The sequence below is a fragment of the Mycolicibacterium arabiense genome, from assembly GCF_010731815.2.
In the GTDB taxonomy this organism is placed as follows: domain Bacteria; phylum Actinomycetota; class Actinomycetes; order Mycobacteriales; family Mycobacteriaceae; genus Mycobacterium; species Mycobacterium arabiense.
Genome location: NZ_AP022593.1, coordinates 3,521,928 through 3,537,524, shown reverse-complemented (window position 1 = coordinate 3,537,524; position 15,597 = coordinate 3,521,928). Strand labels below are relative to the sequence as shown.

General features: G+C 68.3%; 14 protein-coding genes. 3 read left to right on the top strand and 11 right to left on the bottom strand.

Annotation, left to right across the window (positions count from 1 at the left end):
- Nucleotides 1-2 precede the first annotated feature (2 nt).
- The 7 genes from arr to G6N61_RS18505 all read right to left on the bottom strand — a co-directional run bounded on the left by arr (nt 3) and on the right by G6N61_RS18505 (nt 4,150).
- Nucleotides 3-434: an NAD(+)--rifampin ADP-ribosyltransferase gene (arr, locus tag G6N61_RS18535; protein ID WP_163919837.1), complete on the bottom strand. Its 432-nt coding sequence runs from the start codon at nt 432-434 to the stop codon at nt 3-5.
- 161 nt (nt 435-595) lie between these two features.
- Complete coding sequence (locus tag G6N61_RS18530; RefSeq protein WP_163919836.1) at nt 596-1,081, bottom strand: DinB family protein; 486 nt, start codon at nt 1,079-1,081, stop codon at nt 596-598.
- A gap of 83 nt (nt 1,082-1,164) precedes the next feature.
- On the bottom strand, nt 1,165-1,332 hold the full coding sequence (locus G6N61_RS18525; protein WP_170314476.1) for a hypothetical protein: 168 nt from the start codon (nt 1,330-1,332) through the stop codon (nt 1,165-1,167).
- 267 nt (nt 1,333-1,599) lie between these two features.
- Complete coding sequence (locus G6N61_RS18520) at nt 1,600-1,773, bottom strand: hypothetical protein (RefSeq protein ID WP_170314477.1); 174 nt, start codon at nt 1,771-1,773, stop codon at nt 1,600-1,602.
- 299 nt (nt 1,774-2,072) lie between these two features.
- Nucleotides 2,073-2,240 carry a hypothetical protein gene (locus G6N61_RS18515; protein ID WP_170314476.1) on the bottom strand — a complete coding sequence of 56 codons (168 nt, stop codon included), beginning with the start codon at nt 2,238-2,240 and terminating at the stop codon, nt 2,073-2,075.
- Nucleotides 2,241-2,483: 243 nt separating this feature from the next.
- Nucleotides 2,484-2,645, bottom strand: a complete 162-nt coding sequence (locus G6N61_RS18510) for a hypothetical protein (RefSeq protein WP_163919835.1) — start codon at nt 2,643-2,645, stop codon at nt 2,484-2,486.
- 53 nt (nt 2,646-2,698) lie between these two features.
- On the bottom strand, nt 2,699-4,150 hold the full coding sequence (locus G6N61_RS18505) for a neutral zinc metallopeptidase (protein ID WP_163919834.1): 1,452 nt from the start codon (nt 4,148-4,150) through the stop codon (nt 2,699-2,701).
- A gap of 258 nt (nt 4,151-4,408) precedes the next feature.
- Between G6N61_RS18505 and G6N61_RS18500 the strand changes: the two genes are divergently transcribed.
- On the top strand, nt 4,409-4,846 hold the full coding sequence (locus G6N61_RS18500) for an anti-anti-sigma factor (protein ID WP_163919833.1): 438 nt from the start codon (nt 4,409-4,411) through the stop codon (nt 4,844-4,846).
- Nucleotides 4,847-4,849: 3 nt separating this feature from the next.
- Here G6N61_RS18500 and G6N61_RS18495 read toward each other — a convergent pair whose 3' ends face one another.
- A complete protein-coding gene (locus G6N61_RS18495; RefSeq protein ID WP_163919832.1) occupies nt 4,850-5,440 on the bottom strand; it encodes a TetR/AcrR family transcriptional regulator in 591 nt (196 codons plus the stop codon).
- Nucleotides 5,441-5,521: 81 nt separating this feature from the next.
- Here G6N61_RS18495 and G6N61_RS18490 point away from each other — a divergent pair, with 81 nt between their 5' ends.
- Both G6N61_RS18490 and G6N61_RS18485 read left to right on the top strand, forming a co-directional pair.
- Nucleotides 5,522-7,810, top strand: coding sequence for a molybdopterin-dependent oxidoreductase (locus G6N61_RS18490; protein ID WP_163919831.1), 2,289 nt, complete (start codon nt 5,522-5,524; stop codon nt 7,808-7,810).
- A 2-nt stretch (nt 7,811-7,812) separates the two neighbouring features.
- Nucleotides 7,813-8,316, top strand: a complete 504-nt coding sequence (locus G6N61_RS18485) for a pyridoxamine 5'-phosphate oxidase family protein (protein ID WP_163919830.1) — start codon at nt 7,813-7,815, stop codon at nt 8,314-8,316.
- Between the two features lie 2 nt (nt 8,317-8,318).
- Here G6N61_RS18485 and G6N61_RS18480 read toward each other — a convergent pair whose 3' ends face one another.
- The 3 genes from G6N61_RS18480 to G6N61_RS18470 are packed head-to-tail and all read right to left on the bottom strand — an operon-like array spanning nt 8,319 to nt 15,561.
- Nucleotides 8,319-9,176: an ABC transporter permease gene (locus tag G6N61_RS18480; protein ID WP_163919829.1), complete on the bottom strand. Its 858-nt coding sequence runs from the start codon at nt 9,174-9,176 to the stop codon at nt 8,319-8,321.
- On the bottom strand, nt 9,176-9,985 hold the full coding sequence (locus G6N61_RS18475) for an ABC transporter ATP-binding protein (protein ID WP_163924924.1): 810 nt from the start codon (nt 9,983-9,985) through the stop codon (nt 9,176-9,178). Before G6N61_RS18475 ends, G6N61_RS18480 begins: the two co-directional genes overlap by 1 nt.
- Before the next feature lie 38 nt (nt 9,986-10,023).
- The gene (locus G6N61_RS18470) at nt 10,024-15,561 is read right to left on the bottom strand and encodes a type I polyketide synthase (RefSeq protein ID WP_163919828.1); all 5,538 of its coding nucleotides are present in this window, start codon (nt 15,559-15,561) and stop codon (nt 10,024-10,026) included.
- Between the last annotated feature and the right edge of the window lie 36 nt (nt 15,562-15,597).

Here is a 15,597-nt window from a genome sequence, read left to right as displayed (position 1 = left end):
GGTCAGTCGTAGATGACGTCCAGCCCGCGGCGCCGGAGGTCCGCCAGGCCGTCCCGCATCGCCTGCAGCTGTTCCTCCGAATGCCCCTGCCAGTCCGTGATCTCGCCGACGATGCGCACGGGCTCCCGGGTGCGGAAGGACTGCGTCGGGTTGCCGGGGAGCTTCTTGTCGGTGACATTCGGGTCGTCCTCGATCGCGCCCAGCGGTTCGACGACGTAGATGCGGCACGGGCCGTCCCCTACGGCGAACTCCGCGCCCCACACAGCGGCGTCGAGCGTGCGGGTCACGTAGACGTTGTTCATGAGGCGGCCAGGCTGGTAGTTCGACGGGCGTCCGGGGACGAGCAGATCGCCGATCGACAGATCGGCCTTGGTGCCGTGCAGGAAGGCACCCGACTCGTGCACTTCGAAGGGTTTGGTCACGACGACCTCCATCCGGTGAGTTGGTTGGCAGATTCTGCGGGACGACCCGGGTCTTGCGGCAAGCCCCTACCTCGGCCATATAGTGAGAGTGGGACGAAGCACTAGGGTGTCGCCGTCACCGAGCGGGTCTGGCCGCGAACTCGAATCGAGTTCGCGGTCTTCGTGTTTCAGGATCAGCGACCGGTCACGCCGTCGATCAGTTCCCGCAGGATGTCCATGTGGCCGGCGTGCCGACCGGTTTCTTCAATCATGTGTGTCAGCGCCCAGCGCATCGTCGGTGGGGCACCCGTCTTGGTCGGGCGGGCGCAGGGTGACCCGAGATCGGCGCATGCTCGGATGGCGGCGTTCGCACGCGCGGTGACATCCGCATACGTCTCGGTCAGCGATGCCACCGTGCTGTCGGGTGCAGCATGGAAGGTGGCCGGCCAATCGTCGACCACTTCGCCGAGGAACGTGAACCTCTCGACATGGATCAAGTGATTCAGCAGCCCAAGGAGATTGGTGCCGGACGGGACACCGGGATTACGAACGTCGGGCTCGGGCACACCTTGGACCTTGGTCGCAACGGAATCCCGCAGGTAGTCGAGAAAGCCGAGCAGCACTTCGCGCTCGCCGCCCTGTACGCCCGGGGGTGGTACATCGCGTCGTCGACGAGTCATGAAGGGACCCTAGCCAACGGACCTCATGTCCACATGCGAAGAGGGGCACCCGTTTCCGGGTGCCCCTCTGGTGTGGCTGGGTGTTAGCGGCCGTTGCCTACGGTGGAGGTGGCCGATCCGACGACTGCCTGCTGCTGGACGTCGTTGAGCCAGGAGTGGTGGTCGATGCCCGCGTTGGCGGGGGCGGCCAGGCCGAACAGGGCGGCGGCGAATCCGGCGGCGATGGTGGCGGTGATTGCTGACTTCTTCATGGTGATCCCTCTTCCTTGCAGTGGGCCGGTGGTGAATCTCCGGCCGGTCTGATGGTGTAAACGGGCAGGTCAACGGTTTAATTCCATTGGCGGTAATTGATCGACCGGTGGCAGGAACGCGGTGGTCGTGGGGCGGTGCGGGCGTCGCGAGATCTACCCCAGCGTCGTGACCCGGGGCAGATCGACGACGGTGGTGTAGACGTCGCGAGACTTCCGAACAGCAAGAGGGGCGCCCGTTTCCGGACGCCCCTCTGGTGTGGTCTGGTGTCAGCGGCCGTTGCCAATGGTCGACGTGGCGGCACCCACTTCTGCCTTCTGCTGAATCTCGTTCAGCCAGTGGAGGCGGTCGACCCCACCGTCCGCGCTTGCGGGGGCGGCCAAGCCGAAGAGTGCGGCGGCGAATCCGGTAGCGATGGCGCTGGTGATTCCGAGCTTCTTCATGGTGATCCCTCATCCTTGCAGTGGGCCGGTAGTGAATCTCCGGCCGGTCTGATGATGTAAACCGGCAGGTCAGCGGTCTAATTCCACTGGCGGTAATTGATCGACCGGTGGCAGGAACGCGATGGTTGGGCGGCGGTGCGGGCGTCGCGAGATCTACCCCAGCGTCGTGACCCGGGGTATCTCCACGACCGTGGTGTAGACGTCGCGAAAGTGCAACGCCCCGAGACGACTACTGGCACCACGCCCGAAACGCCAAGAGGGGCACCCGTTTCCGGGTGCCCCTCTGGTGTGGGTGGGTGTTAGCGGCCGTTGCCTACCGTCGAGGTGGCCGAGCCGACGACTGCCTGCTGCTGGACGTCGTTGAGCCAGGAGTGGTGGTCGATGCCCGCGTTGGCGGGGGCGGCCAGGCCGAACAGGGCGGCGGCGAATCCGGCGGCGATGGTGGCGGTGATTGCTGACTTCTTCATGGTGATCCCTCTTCCTTGCAGTGGGCCGGTAGTGAGTCTCCGGCCGGTCTGATGGTGTAAACCGGCAGGTCAGCGGTTTAATTCCATTGGCGGTAATTGATCGACCGCTGGCAGTTTCGCGATGGTCGGGCGGTGTGAGCGTCGCGAGATCTACCCCACTGTCGTGACGCGGGGCACCCCCACGACCGTGGTGTAGACGTCGCGAGGCACGCGAACCTCAAGAACGAGCGCCTGGCCGAAACCTCAGCCGATCGTCGGGCCTTGACGGTCCACGGTCGGCCCCTGCGCCACCGACCCGATGGTCGAGACGTCGTTCGTGATGTCGGCCCCGGCGGGGGCAGCAGTGCCGACGATCGCGGCCGCCACCACGGTGGCGAATACGCCGGCCGGGGACATCTTCCTCATGACGCCTGAAACGCCGCGAGGCCGTGCGGAATTCCGAGGGCCGTTCGAACTGGCTACTTGAAGCGCGCGTAGCAGAGGTCGCGGTCGCCGGACAGGCCCGACCGGTAGGCGACGATGCGGGTGAAGCCTGCGGGCACGGTTTGGCTTTCGACGTTGCTCGCCGCAATACCGTTGGTGAGCAGCCCGGCGACCGCTTCGTCGAGGTCGCCGGCGGTCAGGCTCAGGGTCCGGCCGTCGGGGGTGGCGATCGAGCCGGCCATCGCGGCCTGGGCGACGCCGGTGAGGCAGGCGGTCCGCAGTGCGGCGACGGGGGTGTCCAGCGGGTCGCCGTTCTCGCGCTGGACGGCGAGTGCGTACCGCGACGTCAGCACCGACAGGGCCGTGTTGTCACCCTGCAGCAGAACGTAATTCGACTCGTCGGCGGGAGAACCCAGCTGCTGCATCGAGCCGAGGTCAACCCAGATGCTGTTCGTCGTCGGGCAATACGACGCGGGAGGGCTGGGCGGAATGTCGGTACACGGAGCGGGTTCGTACGTCAGCGTCGGCGGCTGTGCCGGCCGGTACACCTCGCCGAGCACGTCCATCAGCAGGGACAGGGTGCCCTCGTCGAGTGGCACCTCGCCGGTCTGCACGCCCCCGGAGTCGTCGAGCGGCAACTCCATCGGCAGGTCGCCGCGCCGTTGCGCGATCTCGTCGAAGTCGATGGCGGCGCACTCCGACGCCCCGGCCATGAAGCCCATCTGGAAGGCGCTCACGCGGTCGAGCGCGGTGCCGTGGCCGTCCTCGAGCAGATCCTGGTCGTCCGGGCCCAGAATCGGGTCGCGCAACGTAATCGCCGCGGCGAGAACGTGATTCAGCCCATCGCCGGTCGACAGGTCGAATCGGGGGGAGTTGCCCTCCGCGACCCAGCGGATGTAGGTGCCCGCAAAGCAGTCGGCCTGCTGCTCCAGGACGATCACCGGGGTGTCATCGTTGACGAGACCGGCCATGTGCTGGATCGCGTGCCCGTACTCGTGCGCCATGAGCGCCGCGATCGACACGTCGCCGAAGAACTCGCGGCCGATGGGCACCATGACGCCGCGGTCCCACGCCAGGATGTCGCCCCCGGGGCAGTAGAACGCGTTGGGTTCGTCGTAGGTGCCGGTGCCGCACACCGCCGGGCTCGACGGATCCTCCGAGTCGTAGGACAGCAGGTTCTCGATGGGGGTGAACTGGCCGGCGAGCGCGCCGGCGTAGTTCTGTTGCCAGAACTCGACGATGTCGTTGACCGACAGCAGGGCGAGCCGGTCGACGTCGCCACCGTCACCGTTCTGCACCTCGCCGGTCGGGTCGGGGGAGTCGTCCTTGACGCCACTGGGCCCGTCCTCGGCGAGCAGTCCACCTGCGCGGAAGGGATCGTAGAGATTCGACACCGCCCGGCCCTGCGTGACCGACGAGCAGCCGGCGACGAGGAGCACCACACACGAGGCGGCGACCGCCATCAACACTGCGCTGCGTCGAATCATGTCCTGACGATCTGTCGGTCCTGAGGTGAGCCAACAGAGATTAACCCTCGGACCGGCTGAGCTGGGGGTCGAGATCGTCGTCATCGGGGGCGCGACCCCAGTCAATACCCCGGTCGGGGGAACTCAAACGCCCGGTCATCGACTTTCTCGCCAGGGGCGAACTACTGAAAGTCCGCTCTTAGCAGTCCATTAGACGCCGTTCCCCAAGGCCTTAGTTTTGCGCCCTAGCGTTGACGTCAACGACGAGACGGGGGCGACATGACCACCATGATCCAAGACTTCAGCTATGGCACCTCCTCCAACGAATGCGACCGCGCACTGGTCCGGGCCTACAGCCGGCAGCTCGCGACGGTCGTCAGCGTCAGCGGCGGGGTCGATTCGGACAACTGGGACTTCGTGGCCGCCCGGGTCGGCCGCCACGTGCTCGAGGACGACGTGCTGCTCGATCTCGGTGGCGTCGACGCCGCCAGTCCGGAATGCCGCGACCTGCTCTACTTCGTCGACGACGCCTGCCAGGCGGCCGGCGTGGACTGGGTGTTGGTCGCCGCGGAGGAACTCGTCGACGGCATCGGGCTGATGGGCGAAGACCTCAACTGCGCGGTCGCGCGCTCCGTTCGCGAAGGGCTGCGCTACTTCGCCGACGTCAACGGCGCTCGCCGCCAGGCGCTGCTGCCGCTGCTGGACCGGACCGCGTAACCCTCACCTCAGCACGCCGCGCAACACCAGTTCGGCGAGGTCGCGTCCGGCGCGGTCGGTGTCCTTGACCCGTCGCACGCACACCGCGTACCACGCGCCGCCCGCGATGACGTCCATCAGCGTGTCCGCGTCCACGGCTCGGGCCGTGCCCTCGTCCACCGCGGCGTCCAGTCGTTCGGCCAACTGGCTGCGTGCCGCGGCCTCCAGGCGGTCGCTCAGCAGCCGGCGCATCCGCCGGTCGGAACGCAGATCGACCAGCACGCCGGGAATGGCCTCGCGCACCACCGGGTCGCCGTACATGCGGATCGCGCCGCGGCACAGTCGGGTGACCTCGGCCGCGAAGTCGTTCTCGGGCGCCTCGGGCCCCAGGTCGGGGAACGCCGCCTCGTGGACCAGTTGGGCCTTGGAGGTCCAGCGCCGGTAGATCGCCGGCCTGCTCACACCGGCCGTTGCGGCGATCAGGTCGATGGTGGTCGCGGCGTATCCCCGCTCGATCAGCAGGGTGCGGGTGGTGGCCAGCACCGCCTCGTCGATCGCCGGGTCCCGGCGCGAACCTTGCCTGCGGTGTCGTGGCGCTGCGTCGACGTCCGCCATTCGCCCTCCATCCGCTCGCGTTGTCGATACAGTCTGTCACGACAAACGTCTGTCACCCAAACGACGTCGAGAGGCACTTCGATGACGAACGGACTGAACCGGGAACTGGCCTTCGTCGGCCAGGACGGGTTGCACCTCTACACCTGCCCGCTGTGTGAAGCCATGTGCGGGTTGGAAATTCAGGTTCGCGACGGCCACGTCGCCGGGGTCCGGCCCAACCGGGAGGACGTGTGGAGCCGCGGGCACATCTGCCCCAAGGGCGCGTCGCTCGGCGCTGTGCACGAAGACCCCGACCGGATCCGGATGCCGATGGTCAAGGTCGACGGCGAGTGGCAGGAGGTCGACTGGCCGACCGCCTTCCGCCGCTGCACCGAGCTACTCGCACCCGTCATCGAGAAGCACGGGATCGGCGCCGTCACCGCCTATACCGGCAACCCGCTGGCGCACTCGTTCTCACTGGCGCGCTACGCCGGGATCCTGCTCGGGATGTCCGGCATGCCCATCACGTACTCGCCCGGCACCATCGACCAGTGGCCGAAGAATCTCTCGTCACACCTGATGTACGGGGGCTGGTGGAGCTTCCCCGTGCCCGACGTCGAACGCACCGATCTGCTGGTCGTCATGGGCGCCAACCCGGCCGCGTCGCAGGGGTCGCTGTTGGCCGCACCCGACGTCATGGGTCTGATCGGCGCGATCCGCAAGCGGGGAAGGGTCATCGTCATCGATCCCGTGCGCACGGCGACCGCCGACCGCGCCGACGCGTGGCTGCCCATAACCCCGGGAACCGACGCGGCGTTGCTCCTCGGCGTCGCGCACACGCTGTTCGACGAGGGGCTGGTGAATCTCGGGACGATCGAGCCGTACCTCGACGGCGTCGATGTGCTCCGCCAGGTGGTCGCCGACTGGGCGCCCGAACGCGTTTCCGAGGCGACGGGCATTGCGGCCGAACGGATTCGGGGGCTGGCACGCGAACTCGCGACGACACCCCGCGCGGTGGTCTACGGCCGGATCGGCACCTGCAATCAGGAGTTCGGCAGCCTGGCCAGCTGGCTCGTCGACGTCGTCAACGTGCTCACCGGCCACTTCGACGTGCCGGGTGGCGCCATGTTCCCGACGCCGGCGGCGTGGTCGGTGACGGTGCAACCCATCCCCGGCCTCGAGGACGGCGTGCCGGAGTTCGGTCGGTACCGCACCCGCGTCCGCGGCGCCAAGGAGGTGCTGGGGCAGGTGCCGGTGTCGTGCATGGCCGAGGAGATCGCCACTCCCGGCGAGGGCCAGATCAAGGCGCTCATCACCGTGGCGGGCAACCCCGTGCTGTCCACGCCGGCAGGCCACCTCCTCGACGAGGCGCTGCCGACGCTGGAGGCGATGATCTCGATCGACCTGTGGCTCAACGAGACCACCCGCCATGCCGACGTGATCCTGCCCGGACCGTCACCGCTGGAACAGCCGCACCACGACGACCTCATCCTCAACTTCGCGGTCAACTCCGTGGCGAACTACTCGCCGCCGGTGTTCCGCAGGCCCGACCCCGATGCGCGCGACGAGTGGGAGATCCTCATCCGTCTCACCGGGCTGTGCACCGGGACACCCGCGGAGGACGTCGACGTCGCCGCCATCGACGACGGGTTCTTCGACTACCTGTGCTTCACCCAGGGGCTCGACGGCGCCGAGATTCGCAAGCACTACGACCACGGCGGGCCCGAGCGGACGCTGGACCTGACGTTGCGCACCGGGCCGTTCGGCGACCGCTACGAGGAGAACCCGGACGGGTTGACGCTGGAGAAGCTGAAGGCAGCGCCCAACGGCATCAACTACGGACACATGGTCCCGCGAGTGCCCGAGGTGCTCGGCACCGCCGACCAGAAGATCCGCCTGGCACCGGAGTACCTGCTCGACGACCTGCCCCGGCTTGCTCGGCGCCTCACCCGCGACCCGGACGACCTCGTGCTGGTGAGCCGACGGCACCTGCGGTCCAACAACTCCTGGCTGCACAACGTGGGTCCGCTGATGAAGGGGCGGGACCGCTGCACCCTGCTGATGCACACCGACGATGCGGCACGCCGTGGACTGCACACCGGCGAACTGGTGGCGGTCGAGTCGTCCGGCGGGCGCATCGAGGTGGCGGTCGAGGTCACCGACGCGATCAAGCCGGGCGTGGTGTCGATGCCCCACGGCTGGGGACACGGCAAGGCGGGCACGCGCCTGGGCGTCGCCAACTCCACGCCCGGGGTGAACACGAACGTCCTGTCGCCGCCGGACTTCCTCGACGAGCCGTCGGGCAACGGCGCCCTCAACGGCATCCCGGTGACGGTCGTGGCAGCGGAGGTCCTCGTGCCGGGCGGCGCAGGGTCTCCTGGTAAGGATTGATCATGGGAAAGAACGAGCGCGGCAAGATCGTGATGACCGACGAGCAGATCGCCGAGTTCATCGAGCACAGCAGGACCGCGACGATGGCGACGGTGCTGCCCAACGGACGGCCGCACCTGGTCGCCATGTGGTACGCCGTGCTCGACGGTGAGATCTGGTTCGAGACCAAGGCCAAGTCTCAGAAGGCGGTCAACCTGCGGCGCGACCCGACCGTCACGGTGATGATCGAGGACGGCCTCACGTACGACACCCTGCGCGGCGTCTCCATCGACGGCACGGCCGAGATCGTGGACGACGACCCGGATCTGCTGCACCGCGTCGGGGTCAGCGTGTGGGAGCGCTACACCGGGCCCTATACCGACGAGATGAAGCCGTTCGTCGACCAGATGATGAACAACCGCATCGCCATTCGCGTGGTGCCGTCGCGCCTGCGCAGCTGGGATCACCGCAAGCTGGGCATGCCCGAGATGCCGGTCGGCGGCACCACCGCGCAGTATCTCGGCTGACGTCAGGTCTTGTCGGACCAGCGGAACACGCGCAGGCAGCAGATCAAGCCCAGGACGCTCCAGGCAGTCAGCACCAGGAAGATCCTCCCGTGCTCCCACGTGCCCGCCGGTTCGAACACGACCATCTCCGGCGGCAGCAGCACCGACCGGAACCCCTGGGCCATCCACTTCACCGGGAAGATGGACCCGATGGTGAGCATCCACATGGGCAGCACCATCAGCGGCACGTAGGTGCCCGACAGGAACTGCAGGCCGACCGCGGGGCCGTTGGTGATGACGGCGGCGGAGACCGCGTTGCTGGCGAGGTTGCTGACGAAGATGCCCAGCAGTGAGCAACTGGTGATGCCGAGGACGAAAACCCAACCGAGGGTGAACCATTCGAAGACGCCGGTCGGCAACCGGAGCTTGAAGACGAACACTCCGACCAGCAGCAGGATGACGGCCTCGGCGAGGCTCGCGATGGCGACCAGCGCCACCTTGCCGATGAAGTAGGACGACGCGGTCGCGGGAGTGCCGCGCAGTCGACGGAGCGCGCCGCTCTCGCGGTCGGCGGCAATGCTGATGCCGAGGTTGATGAACGACGTGGAGAGAATCCCGTAGGCGAGCATGCTCGCGGCGATCACGGCGCCGGTGCTGGTCTCGCTGTTGGGCAGTTTCGCCGAGAAGATCGAGCCCAGCAGGATGCAGATGACCGCGGGCATCGAGAACGTCAGGGCCAACTGTTCGGGCCGCCGGTAGAACATCTTCAACTCGGGGACGACGCGCGACAACCCGATGCGCAGCGGGGACGGGAGCGCGGACTCCGCGGCGTCGGCGCGGTGCCGCGGCTGCGTCGAGTTGTCGGCACGCTCGGCGGCCATCACTGCAGCCCGATCAGGCGCAGATACGCGTCTTCCAGCGTCGGCCGGGTGACGGTCAGCTGTCCCAGTTCGACGCCGCCTGCGGACCGCTGCCTGATCAACTCGGTCGGGTGGTGGGTCTCCTCCACGTGGACCTCGCCGTCGTGCACCCACCGAACCGTCGCGGCCGAGTTCGCATGTGCGGTAAGCCGCGTCGGCGAATCGACCGCGACCACGCGGCCGCCGGCGATGACCGCGACGCGATCCGCCAGAGCCGCTGCTTCCTCCAGGTAGTGGGTGGTCAGCACGATCGTGGTGCCGTCGCGCGCCAACAACCTGATGAGGTCCCAGAATTGGCGTCGGGCCTCTGGATCGAATCCCGTGGTCGGTTCGTCCAGGAACAGCAGTTCGGGCATCGCGATGATGCCGAGGGCGACGTCGAGCCGGCGGCGCTGCCCACCGGACAGCGTCCTGACCTTCGACCCGGACGTCGAGCCGAGACCGACCAGGTCGAGCACCTCCCCGGATTCCCGGACCCGGCCGTAGCACTTGGCGAACATCGTCACCGTCTCGGCGACGGTGAGCATCCCGAAGTCACTGGCCTCCTGCAGCACGATGCCGATCCTCGACCGCCAGCCCCTGCCGGCGTTGCCCGGGTCCTCGCCGAGAACGCGCACGTGCCCGGCGTCGCGCCGACGGTGACCCTCCAGGATCTCGATGGTCGTGGTCTTGCCCGCGCCATTGGGCCCGAGGATGGCGACCACCTCGCCGTAGGCGACGTCGAGATCCAGTTCCCGGACGGCATGCAACCGCCCGTAGGACTTCGACATGCCGCGCACCTGCACGGCAATCGACTGGTCGGGGTTCGTCAAGACCCGTCGGCCTCGAGTTCGGCGAGCAGTTCGCGGAGTTCGTCGTCGGAGAGCCCGGCCACGAGCTGCTCGACGTCGGCGGCCGAGTCGGGGTCGTCGGCCGGAGGCGCCGACAGCTCGCCGGCGCGTGGCAGTTCGAGTTCGCCGAGCACGCGGGCGGCGAGCGAGTTCACGCTCACGCCCTTGAGGATCTCGAGTACCGGGATGTCGATGGCGAACATCGCGTTGATGCGCATCCGGAACTCCATCGCCATCAGCGAGTCGAGGCCGACGTCGTCGAGGGTCTCGTCGACCTCGACCTCGGCGACCGCACAGTCGAAGATCGCCGCGACGCTGCGGCGCACCTGCTCGGTGACCACGTCGAGTCGACCTTCCTCCGGGGTCTCGGCGAGGACGTCGAGTATCGACGATCCTGCCTCGCCGTCGGCGAGAGACGGTTCGAGCACCTCGAGTTCGGAGAACATCGGCGGCAGCTGGCCAGCGAGGCCCATCTGCCGCGCGCGGCCCCAGTCGGCGGTGATCGCGGTGACGGTCGGCGTCTTCTGGTTGATGAGCCGGTCGAGGATGCGTGCGCCGGCCCGCGGGGTGATGAGTTCGATGCCGCGCTGGGCGTAGATCCGCTCCAGCTTGAGTTCTTCGACCATTCCGACCGACCACGGGCCCCACCCGATGGTGAGAGCGGGAAGCCCCTGGGCACGGCGGTAGTACGCGAACGCGTCGAGGAACGCGTTGGCGGCGGCGTAGTTGCCCTGCCCGGGGGAGGCGACGACCGACCCCGCGGACCCGAACATGACGAAGAACTGCAGATCGTGGCACTCGAAGGCGTGGTGCAGTACCCGGGTTCCGGTGACCTTCGGGGCCATCACCGCCGTGAAGTCGCTTTCGGTCGTGTTCACCAGCAGGCGGTCGTCGACCGATCCCGCGGTGTGGACGACGCCGCGGACGGGCCGGCCGCCCGAGCGAACGTGGTCGGCGAGCCACGTCTCGACCCCGGCGGCGTCGGTGACGTCGACACTGGCGCAGACCACTTCGGCGCCGAGCCGTTCGATCGAGCGGATGGTCTCCACGGTCCGGAAGTGCGGGTGCTCCGGCTCGAGGTCCGGCCACTGTGCTCGGGGCGGCAGCTCCCGCCGGCTCAGCAGCGCGATGTGCCGCGCGCCGCGCTCGGCGAGGTAGCCGGCCACGGTGCGGCCGAGCGCGCCGGAACCACCGGTGACGACGTAGGTGGCGTCGGCCGAGAGCTTGGTGGGGAACGGTCGGGTCAGGTTGGCGCACGGCCGCAGGCGCGGGACCAGCGACGTCTCGCCGCGGATCGCGACCTGGTCCTCGGAGTCGGCGTCGAGGAGGTGACGGCAGATGCGGGACGCGGTGAGTTCGCGGTCGTCGGCCTCATCGACGTCGATCAGTCCACCCCAGTTCGCGGCGAACTCCTGGTGGCCGACGACGCGTCCGAGCCCCCAGATCGCGGACTGGTCCACCGCCAAGGTCTCGGTACCCAGCGCCGGTTGCGCGTTCGCCGTCACCAGGTGCAGCCGCGGGGTGACGGTGTCGAGTTCGGCCAACGCGGTGACGAGGTGCAGGATCGCGAAGACGCCGACTCGCTGGGCCGTCTCGTCGTTCACGCCGACCGGGGAGGCCGGAACGTCGAGGGCCCAGCAGTCGACGATGCCCGCGAGGTCGCCCTCCTTCGCGAGGTGGGCGTCGAGGAGGGCGCGGAACTGTTCGGGCCGCGCCGGATCGACGACGTAGCCGTCCTGGCTCTCGGTGAGTTCGTCGACGGCGCGGTGCGCGACCTCGCTCACCCGGTGGCCCCGGCTCCGCAGGTCGGCGGCGACGAGTGCGCCGAGCCCGGTGTCGTCGGCGAGGACCAGCCAGGCCAGATCGGCTGTGCCGTCCGAGGTCTCGTCGACGTCCGAAGCCCCCGACCCGGGAATCCACTGCATCTCGTAGAGGCCCTTGTCGATGCGTTCGGTCGACATGGCGGACGACGCCTGCAGGGACTGCACGGTGAAGCCGTCGAAGACGGCCAGGGTCTCACCGAGGCCGTTGGCGACCGTGATGTCGCTCTCGATCTCCTCCGCGGTGGACGACACGACGCGTACCTGGACCGTCATGCTCTTCTCGGGCGGACCGTAGACGGCGCTGTGCCGGATCCGGGTGGGGAGGTAGGTCCCGCCGGCACTGCCTTCGCCGTCGGCCCCGACGAACCTGGTGCCGAACAACGTCTGAAAGGCGCTGTCCACCAACGCCGGGTGGAAGTGATAGGCGTCGAGTTCGTCGACGATCTCGGCGGGGACGTCGATCTCGGCCACCGCCCACTCGGCCCCGGCGACGATGCTGGTGACGGCACGGAACGCGTCGCCGTAGCCGAATCCGATCTCCCGGGTACGGGCGTAGAACTCGTCGCCGGTCATCGAGGTGCCGCTCATCTCGCTCGGGTACGGGCGCGACGGGGGTGACGGGGGCAGGGTGTTGAGTTCTGCGGTCGCGGTCAGCGTCCACTTGAAGTCGCCGTCCCCGGTTGCCGTGAACGCGGCGAACTCCAGGGTGCCCTTGTCCTCGTCGAGCGTGGTCCTGACGAGGGGGTCGCAGGCGTCGTCGATGATGAGGGCACGGTGGAGCACGAGATCGTCCACGCTGCAGGCAGTTCCGTACGTCTCGTATGCAGCCGCGGCGGCCATTTCGGCGAACACCGCGCCGGGTATCACGACGGTGCCCTGGACCTGGTGGTCCGCCAGGAACCCGATGGTCGCGACGCTGAGTTCGCCCTCCCAGGTCGGATGCACGGCGCTGACCGATTGGCCGAGCAGCCGGTGGACGGGTTCGTAGTGCAGGTCCTGTGCCGCCTCCGGCGGTTCGTTCCAGAACCGCTTCGACTGCCACGGGTAGGAGGGGAGCTTGACCAGGTTCGCCCCCCGTCGTGGGTTGAGCGACTCCCATGCGAGGTCGTGACCGTTGCCGTGCAGCGCGCCAACGCATTCGAGCAGGCTGCGGTCGTCGTCTCCGTTGCGTCGCTGCGTCGCGAGAACCGATACCGCCTGGGTTCCGGCGATCTCGTGAATGGACGACGCGAGCACCGGGTGGGGGCCCAGCTCGACGAAGTGGGTGTAGCCGTCCTCGAGCATGCGACGGGCGGCGGGCTCGAAGAGCACTGTGGCGCGGGTGTTCTGCCACCAGTAGGCCGCGCCGGCCGAATAGTCGGTGAGCTGCTCGCCGGTGACCGTGGAGTACAGCGGGATGGTCGCGGTCGCAGACGACAGTCCGTCGAACGCCTCGAGGAGGTCGTCCTTCACGGTGTCCATGTAGTGCGTGTGGTACGGCACCGCGACGGGGAGGTACCGGTTGAACACGTCGGCTTCGTCGAGCTGGCGGGCGATTTCGTCGAGGACGTCTCCGTCACCGGCGATCGTCACCGCGAACGGGCTGTTGATCGCGGCCACGGATACGCGCTGACCGAACTCGGCGTGCGTGGCGGGATCGACTGTCCGAAGCAGTCTTTCGGCACTCAGGCCGACGGCGAGCATGCGGCCAAGGCCGCTGGTCCGTTGTTGCAGCCGGCTTCGGTGGTAGATCACGTGGACGGCTTGCTCGAAGGTCAGCAGACCGGCGAGATGGTGCGCGGCGACCTCGCCTGCGCTGTGCCCGACGACCGCGTCGGGGACGATGCCGAATTCGCGGAGTTGCGCGGCCAATGCGACCTGGATGGCGAAGTTGGCGGGTTGGGCGATCTCGGTGTCACCCATGCGGGAGTCGGCCTCGTCGCGCCGGAGTTCCTCCAGCAGCGACCAGTCGGCGTACTTCGACAGCTCGCGGTCGCAGGCGATGACCGTCTCGGTGAAGACGGGGTAGACGTCGAGCAGACCGCGGCACATCTTCCACCACTGCGGACCCATGCCCGTGCAGACGAAGGCCAGCTTGGGCGAGGTCGCCGACGTTCTACCCGCGGAGGTGTGCCCGCCGCCGGCGGCGATGGCGTCGAGTTGGTCCAGCGCGTCGTCGATGCCGTCGGCGATCAGGGCGCGGCGGTAGGTGAGGTGGGAACGCCGCTGGCTGAGGTTGTAGCCGAGGTCGGCCAATGTGAGGTCGGGGTGCGCGCGCACGTGGTCGGCCAACTGCTGCGCGACGGCCACGAGGGCGTCCTCGCTGCGCGCCGAGATCGGCAGGACCGTCGGTGCGGACTGCCGACCGGGGTCGTCGGGCTGCTGCGGCTGACGGGTCGGGGGTTCGGCGAGGACGACGTGGGCGTTGGTACCGCCGAAGCCGAACGAATTGACCCCAGCGATCCGTCGCTCGCCGACCGGGAACGGGCGACCCGACCGCGGGACGTCGACGTTCAGTTCGGCGAAGACGCTGGTGGGGTTGTTGAAGTGCAGGTTGGCGGGGATGTGACCGTGTTGGAGGACCAGTGCGGCCTTGATCAGTCCGGCCACGCCCGCGCCGGCCTCGAGGTGGCCGATGTTGGTCTTGACCGATCCGACGATCAGCGGCTCGGTGGCGGGTCGGTCGGACGCGAGCGCGCCGGCGAGGGCGCGCAGCTCAACGGGGTCTCCGACCGGCGTCCCCGTGCCGTGCGCCTCCACGTAGCCGACCTCGTTCGGGTGAACCCGGGCACGGCGCAGTGCCGTCGTGATGGCCGACCGCTGGGCGTCCTCGCTGGGCACGGTGATGCCGTCGGTGTTGCCGTCCTGGGTGACCGCGGAGCCCAGCACCTGCGCGTAGATCCGGTCACCGTCGTGCAGCGCCTGCTCGAGGGGCTTGATGACGACGACGGCGCCGCCCTCGCCGCGGGCATAGCCGTCGGCGGACTCGTCGAAGGCCTTGCACCGACCGTCGGCACTGAGGAACCCGCTCTTGGATTCCGCGATGGCGGTGTTGGGTCCGACGATGACGTTCACGCCGCCCGCGAGCGCCAGACTGCACTCGCCGTTCCAGATGCTCTGCGCGGCCAGGTGCACCGCGACGAGGGAACTGGAACACGCGGTGTCGATCGACATGCTCGGCCCCCGCAGGTCGAACGCGTAGGAGATCCGGTTCGCCAGCATCGTCATCATCATTCCGGTGGCGGAATGGGTCTTGAAGCGGAAGCGGCTGGTGGTGCCCTGGTTCTGCAGGAGCTGGTAGTCGAGGGTGAAACCGCCGATGAACACGCCGACCTCGGTGCCGGCCAACGACTGCGCGGGGATGCCGCCGTCCTCGAGCGCCTCCCACGTGGTTTGCAGCAGAAGGCGCTGTTGCGGGTCGAGCAGGTTCGCCTCGCGAGGCGAGATGCCGAAGAACTGCGCGTCGAACTGGTCGATCTCCTCGAGGTACCCGCCCCGGCGGGTGACCATCTTGCCGGCCTTGGCGGGATTCGAGTCATAGAATCGCGTTGCGGTCCAACGCGTCTCGGGAACGACGCGGGTGGCGTCGGTCCCGTTGCACAGCAACTCCCAGTAGTCCTCCGGTGAGCCGACGTCACCGGGAAGACGACATCCGATCCCGACGATCGCCAACGGCTCGCGGTCTGGTCGGTCCTGCTTAACGGGCACCTTCATCCTCTTCCGTACAGCCTGAATTCATAGTGCGGCACG

Bases quoted from the DNA above. Each gene is read 5' to 3' on its own strand.
- G6N61_RS18505 (WP_163919834.1), bottom strand. From the start codon at position 4,150: ATGATTCGACGCAGCGCAGTGTTGATGGCGGTCGCCGCCTCGTGTGTG.
- G6N61_RS18520 (WP_170314477.1), bottom strand. From the start codon at position 1,773: ATGAAGAAGCTCGGAATCACCAGCGCCATCGCTACCGGATTCGCCGCC.
- G6N61_RS18470 (WP_163919828.1), bottom strand. From the start codon at position 15,561: ATGAAGGTGCCCGTTAAGCAGGACCGACCAGACCGCGAGCCGTTGGCG.
- G6N61_RS18490 (WP_163919831.1), top strand. From the start codon at position 5,522: ATGACGAACGGACTGAACCGGGAACTGGCCTTCGTCGGCCAGGACGGG.
- G6N61_RS18510 (WP_163919835.1), bottom strand. From the start codon at position 2,645: ATGAGGAAGATGTCCCCGGCCGGCGTATTCGCCACCGTGGTGGCGGCC.
- G6N61_RS18495 (WP_163919832.1), bottom strand. From the start codon at position 5,440: ATGGCGGACGTCGACGCAGCGCCACGACACCGCAGGCAAGGTTCGCGC.
- G6N61_RS18485 (WP_163919830.1), top strand. From the start codon at position 7,813: ATGGGAAAGAACGAGCGCGGCAAGATCGTGATGACCGACGAGCAGATC.
- arr (WP_163919837.1), bottom strand. From the start codon at position 434: ATGGAGGTCGTCGTGACCAAACCCTTCGAAGTGCACGAGTCGGGTGCC.
- G6N61_RS18530 (WP_163919836.1), bottom strand. From the start codon at position 1,081: ATGACTCGTCGACGACGCGATGTACCACCCCCGGGCGTACAGGGCGGC.
- G6N61_RS18480 (WP_163919829.1), bottom strand. From the start codon at position 9,176: ATGGCCGCCGAGCGTGCCGACAACTCGACGCAGCCGCGGCACCGCGCC.
- G6N61_RS18475 (WP_163924924.1), bottom strand. From the start codon at position 9,985: ATGTCGAAGTCCTACGGGCGGTTGCATGCCGTCCGGGAACTGGATCTC.
- G6N61_RS18525 (WP_170314476.1), bottom strand. From the start codon at position 1,332: ATGAAGAAGTCAGCAATCACCGCCACCATCGCCGCCGGATTCGCCGCC.
- G6N61_RS18515 (WP_170314476.1), bottom strand. From the start codon at position 2,240: ATGAAGAAGTCAGCAATCACCGCCACCATCGCCGCCGGATTCGCCGCC.
- G6N61_RS18500 (WP_163919833.1), top strand. From the start codon at position 4,409: ATGACCACCATGATCCAAGACTTCAGCTATGGCACCTCCTCCAACGAA.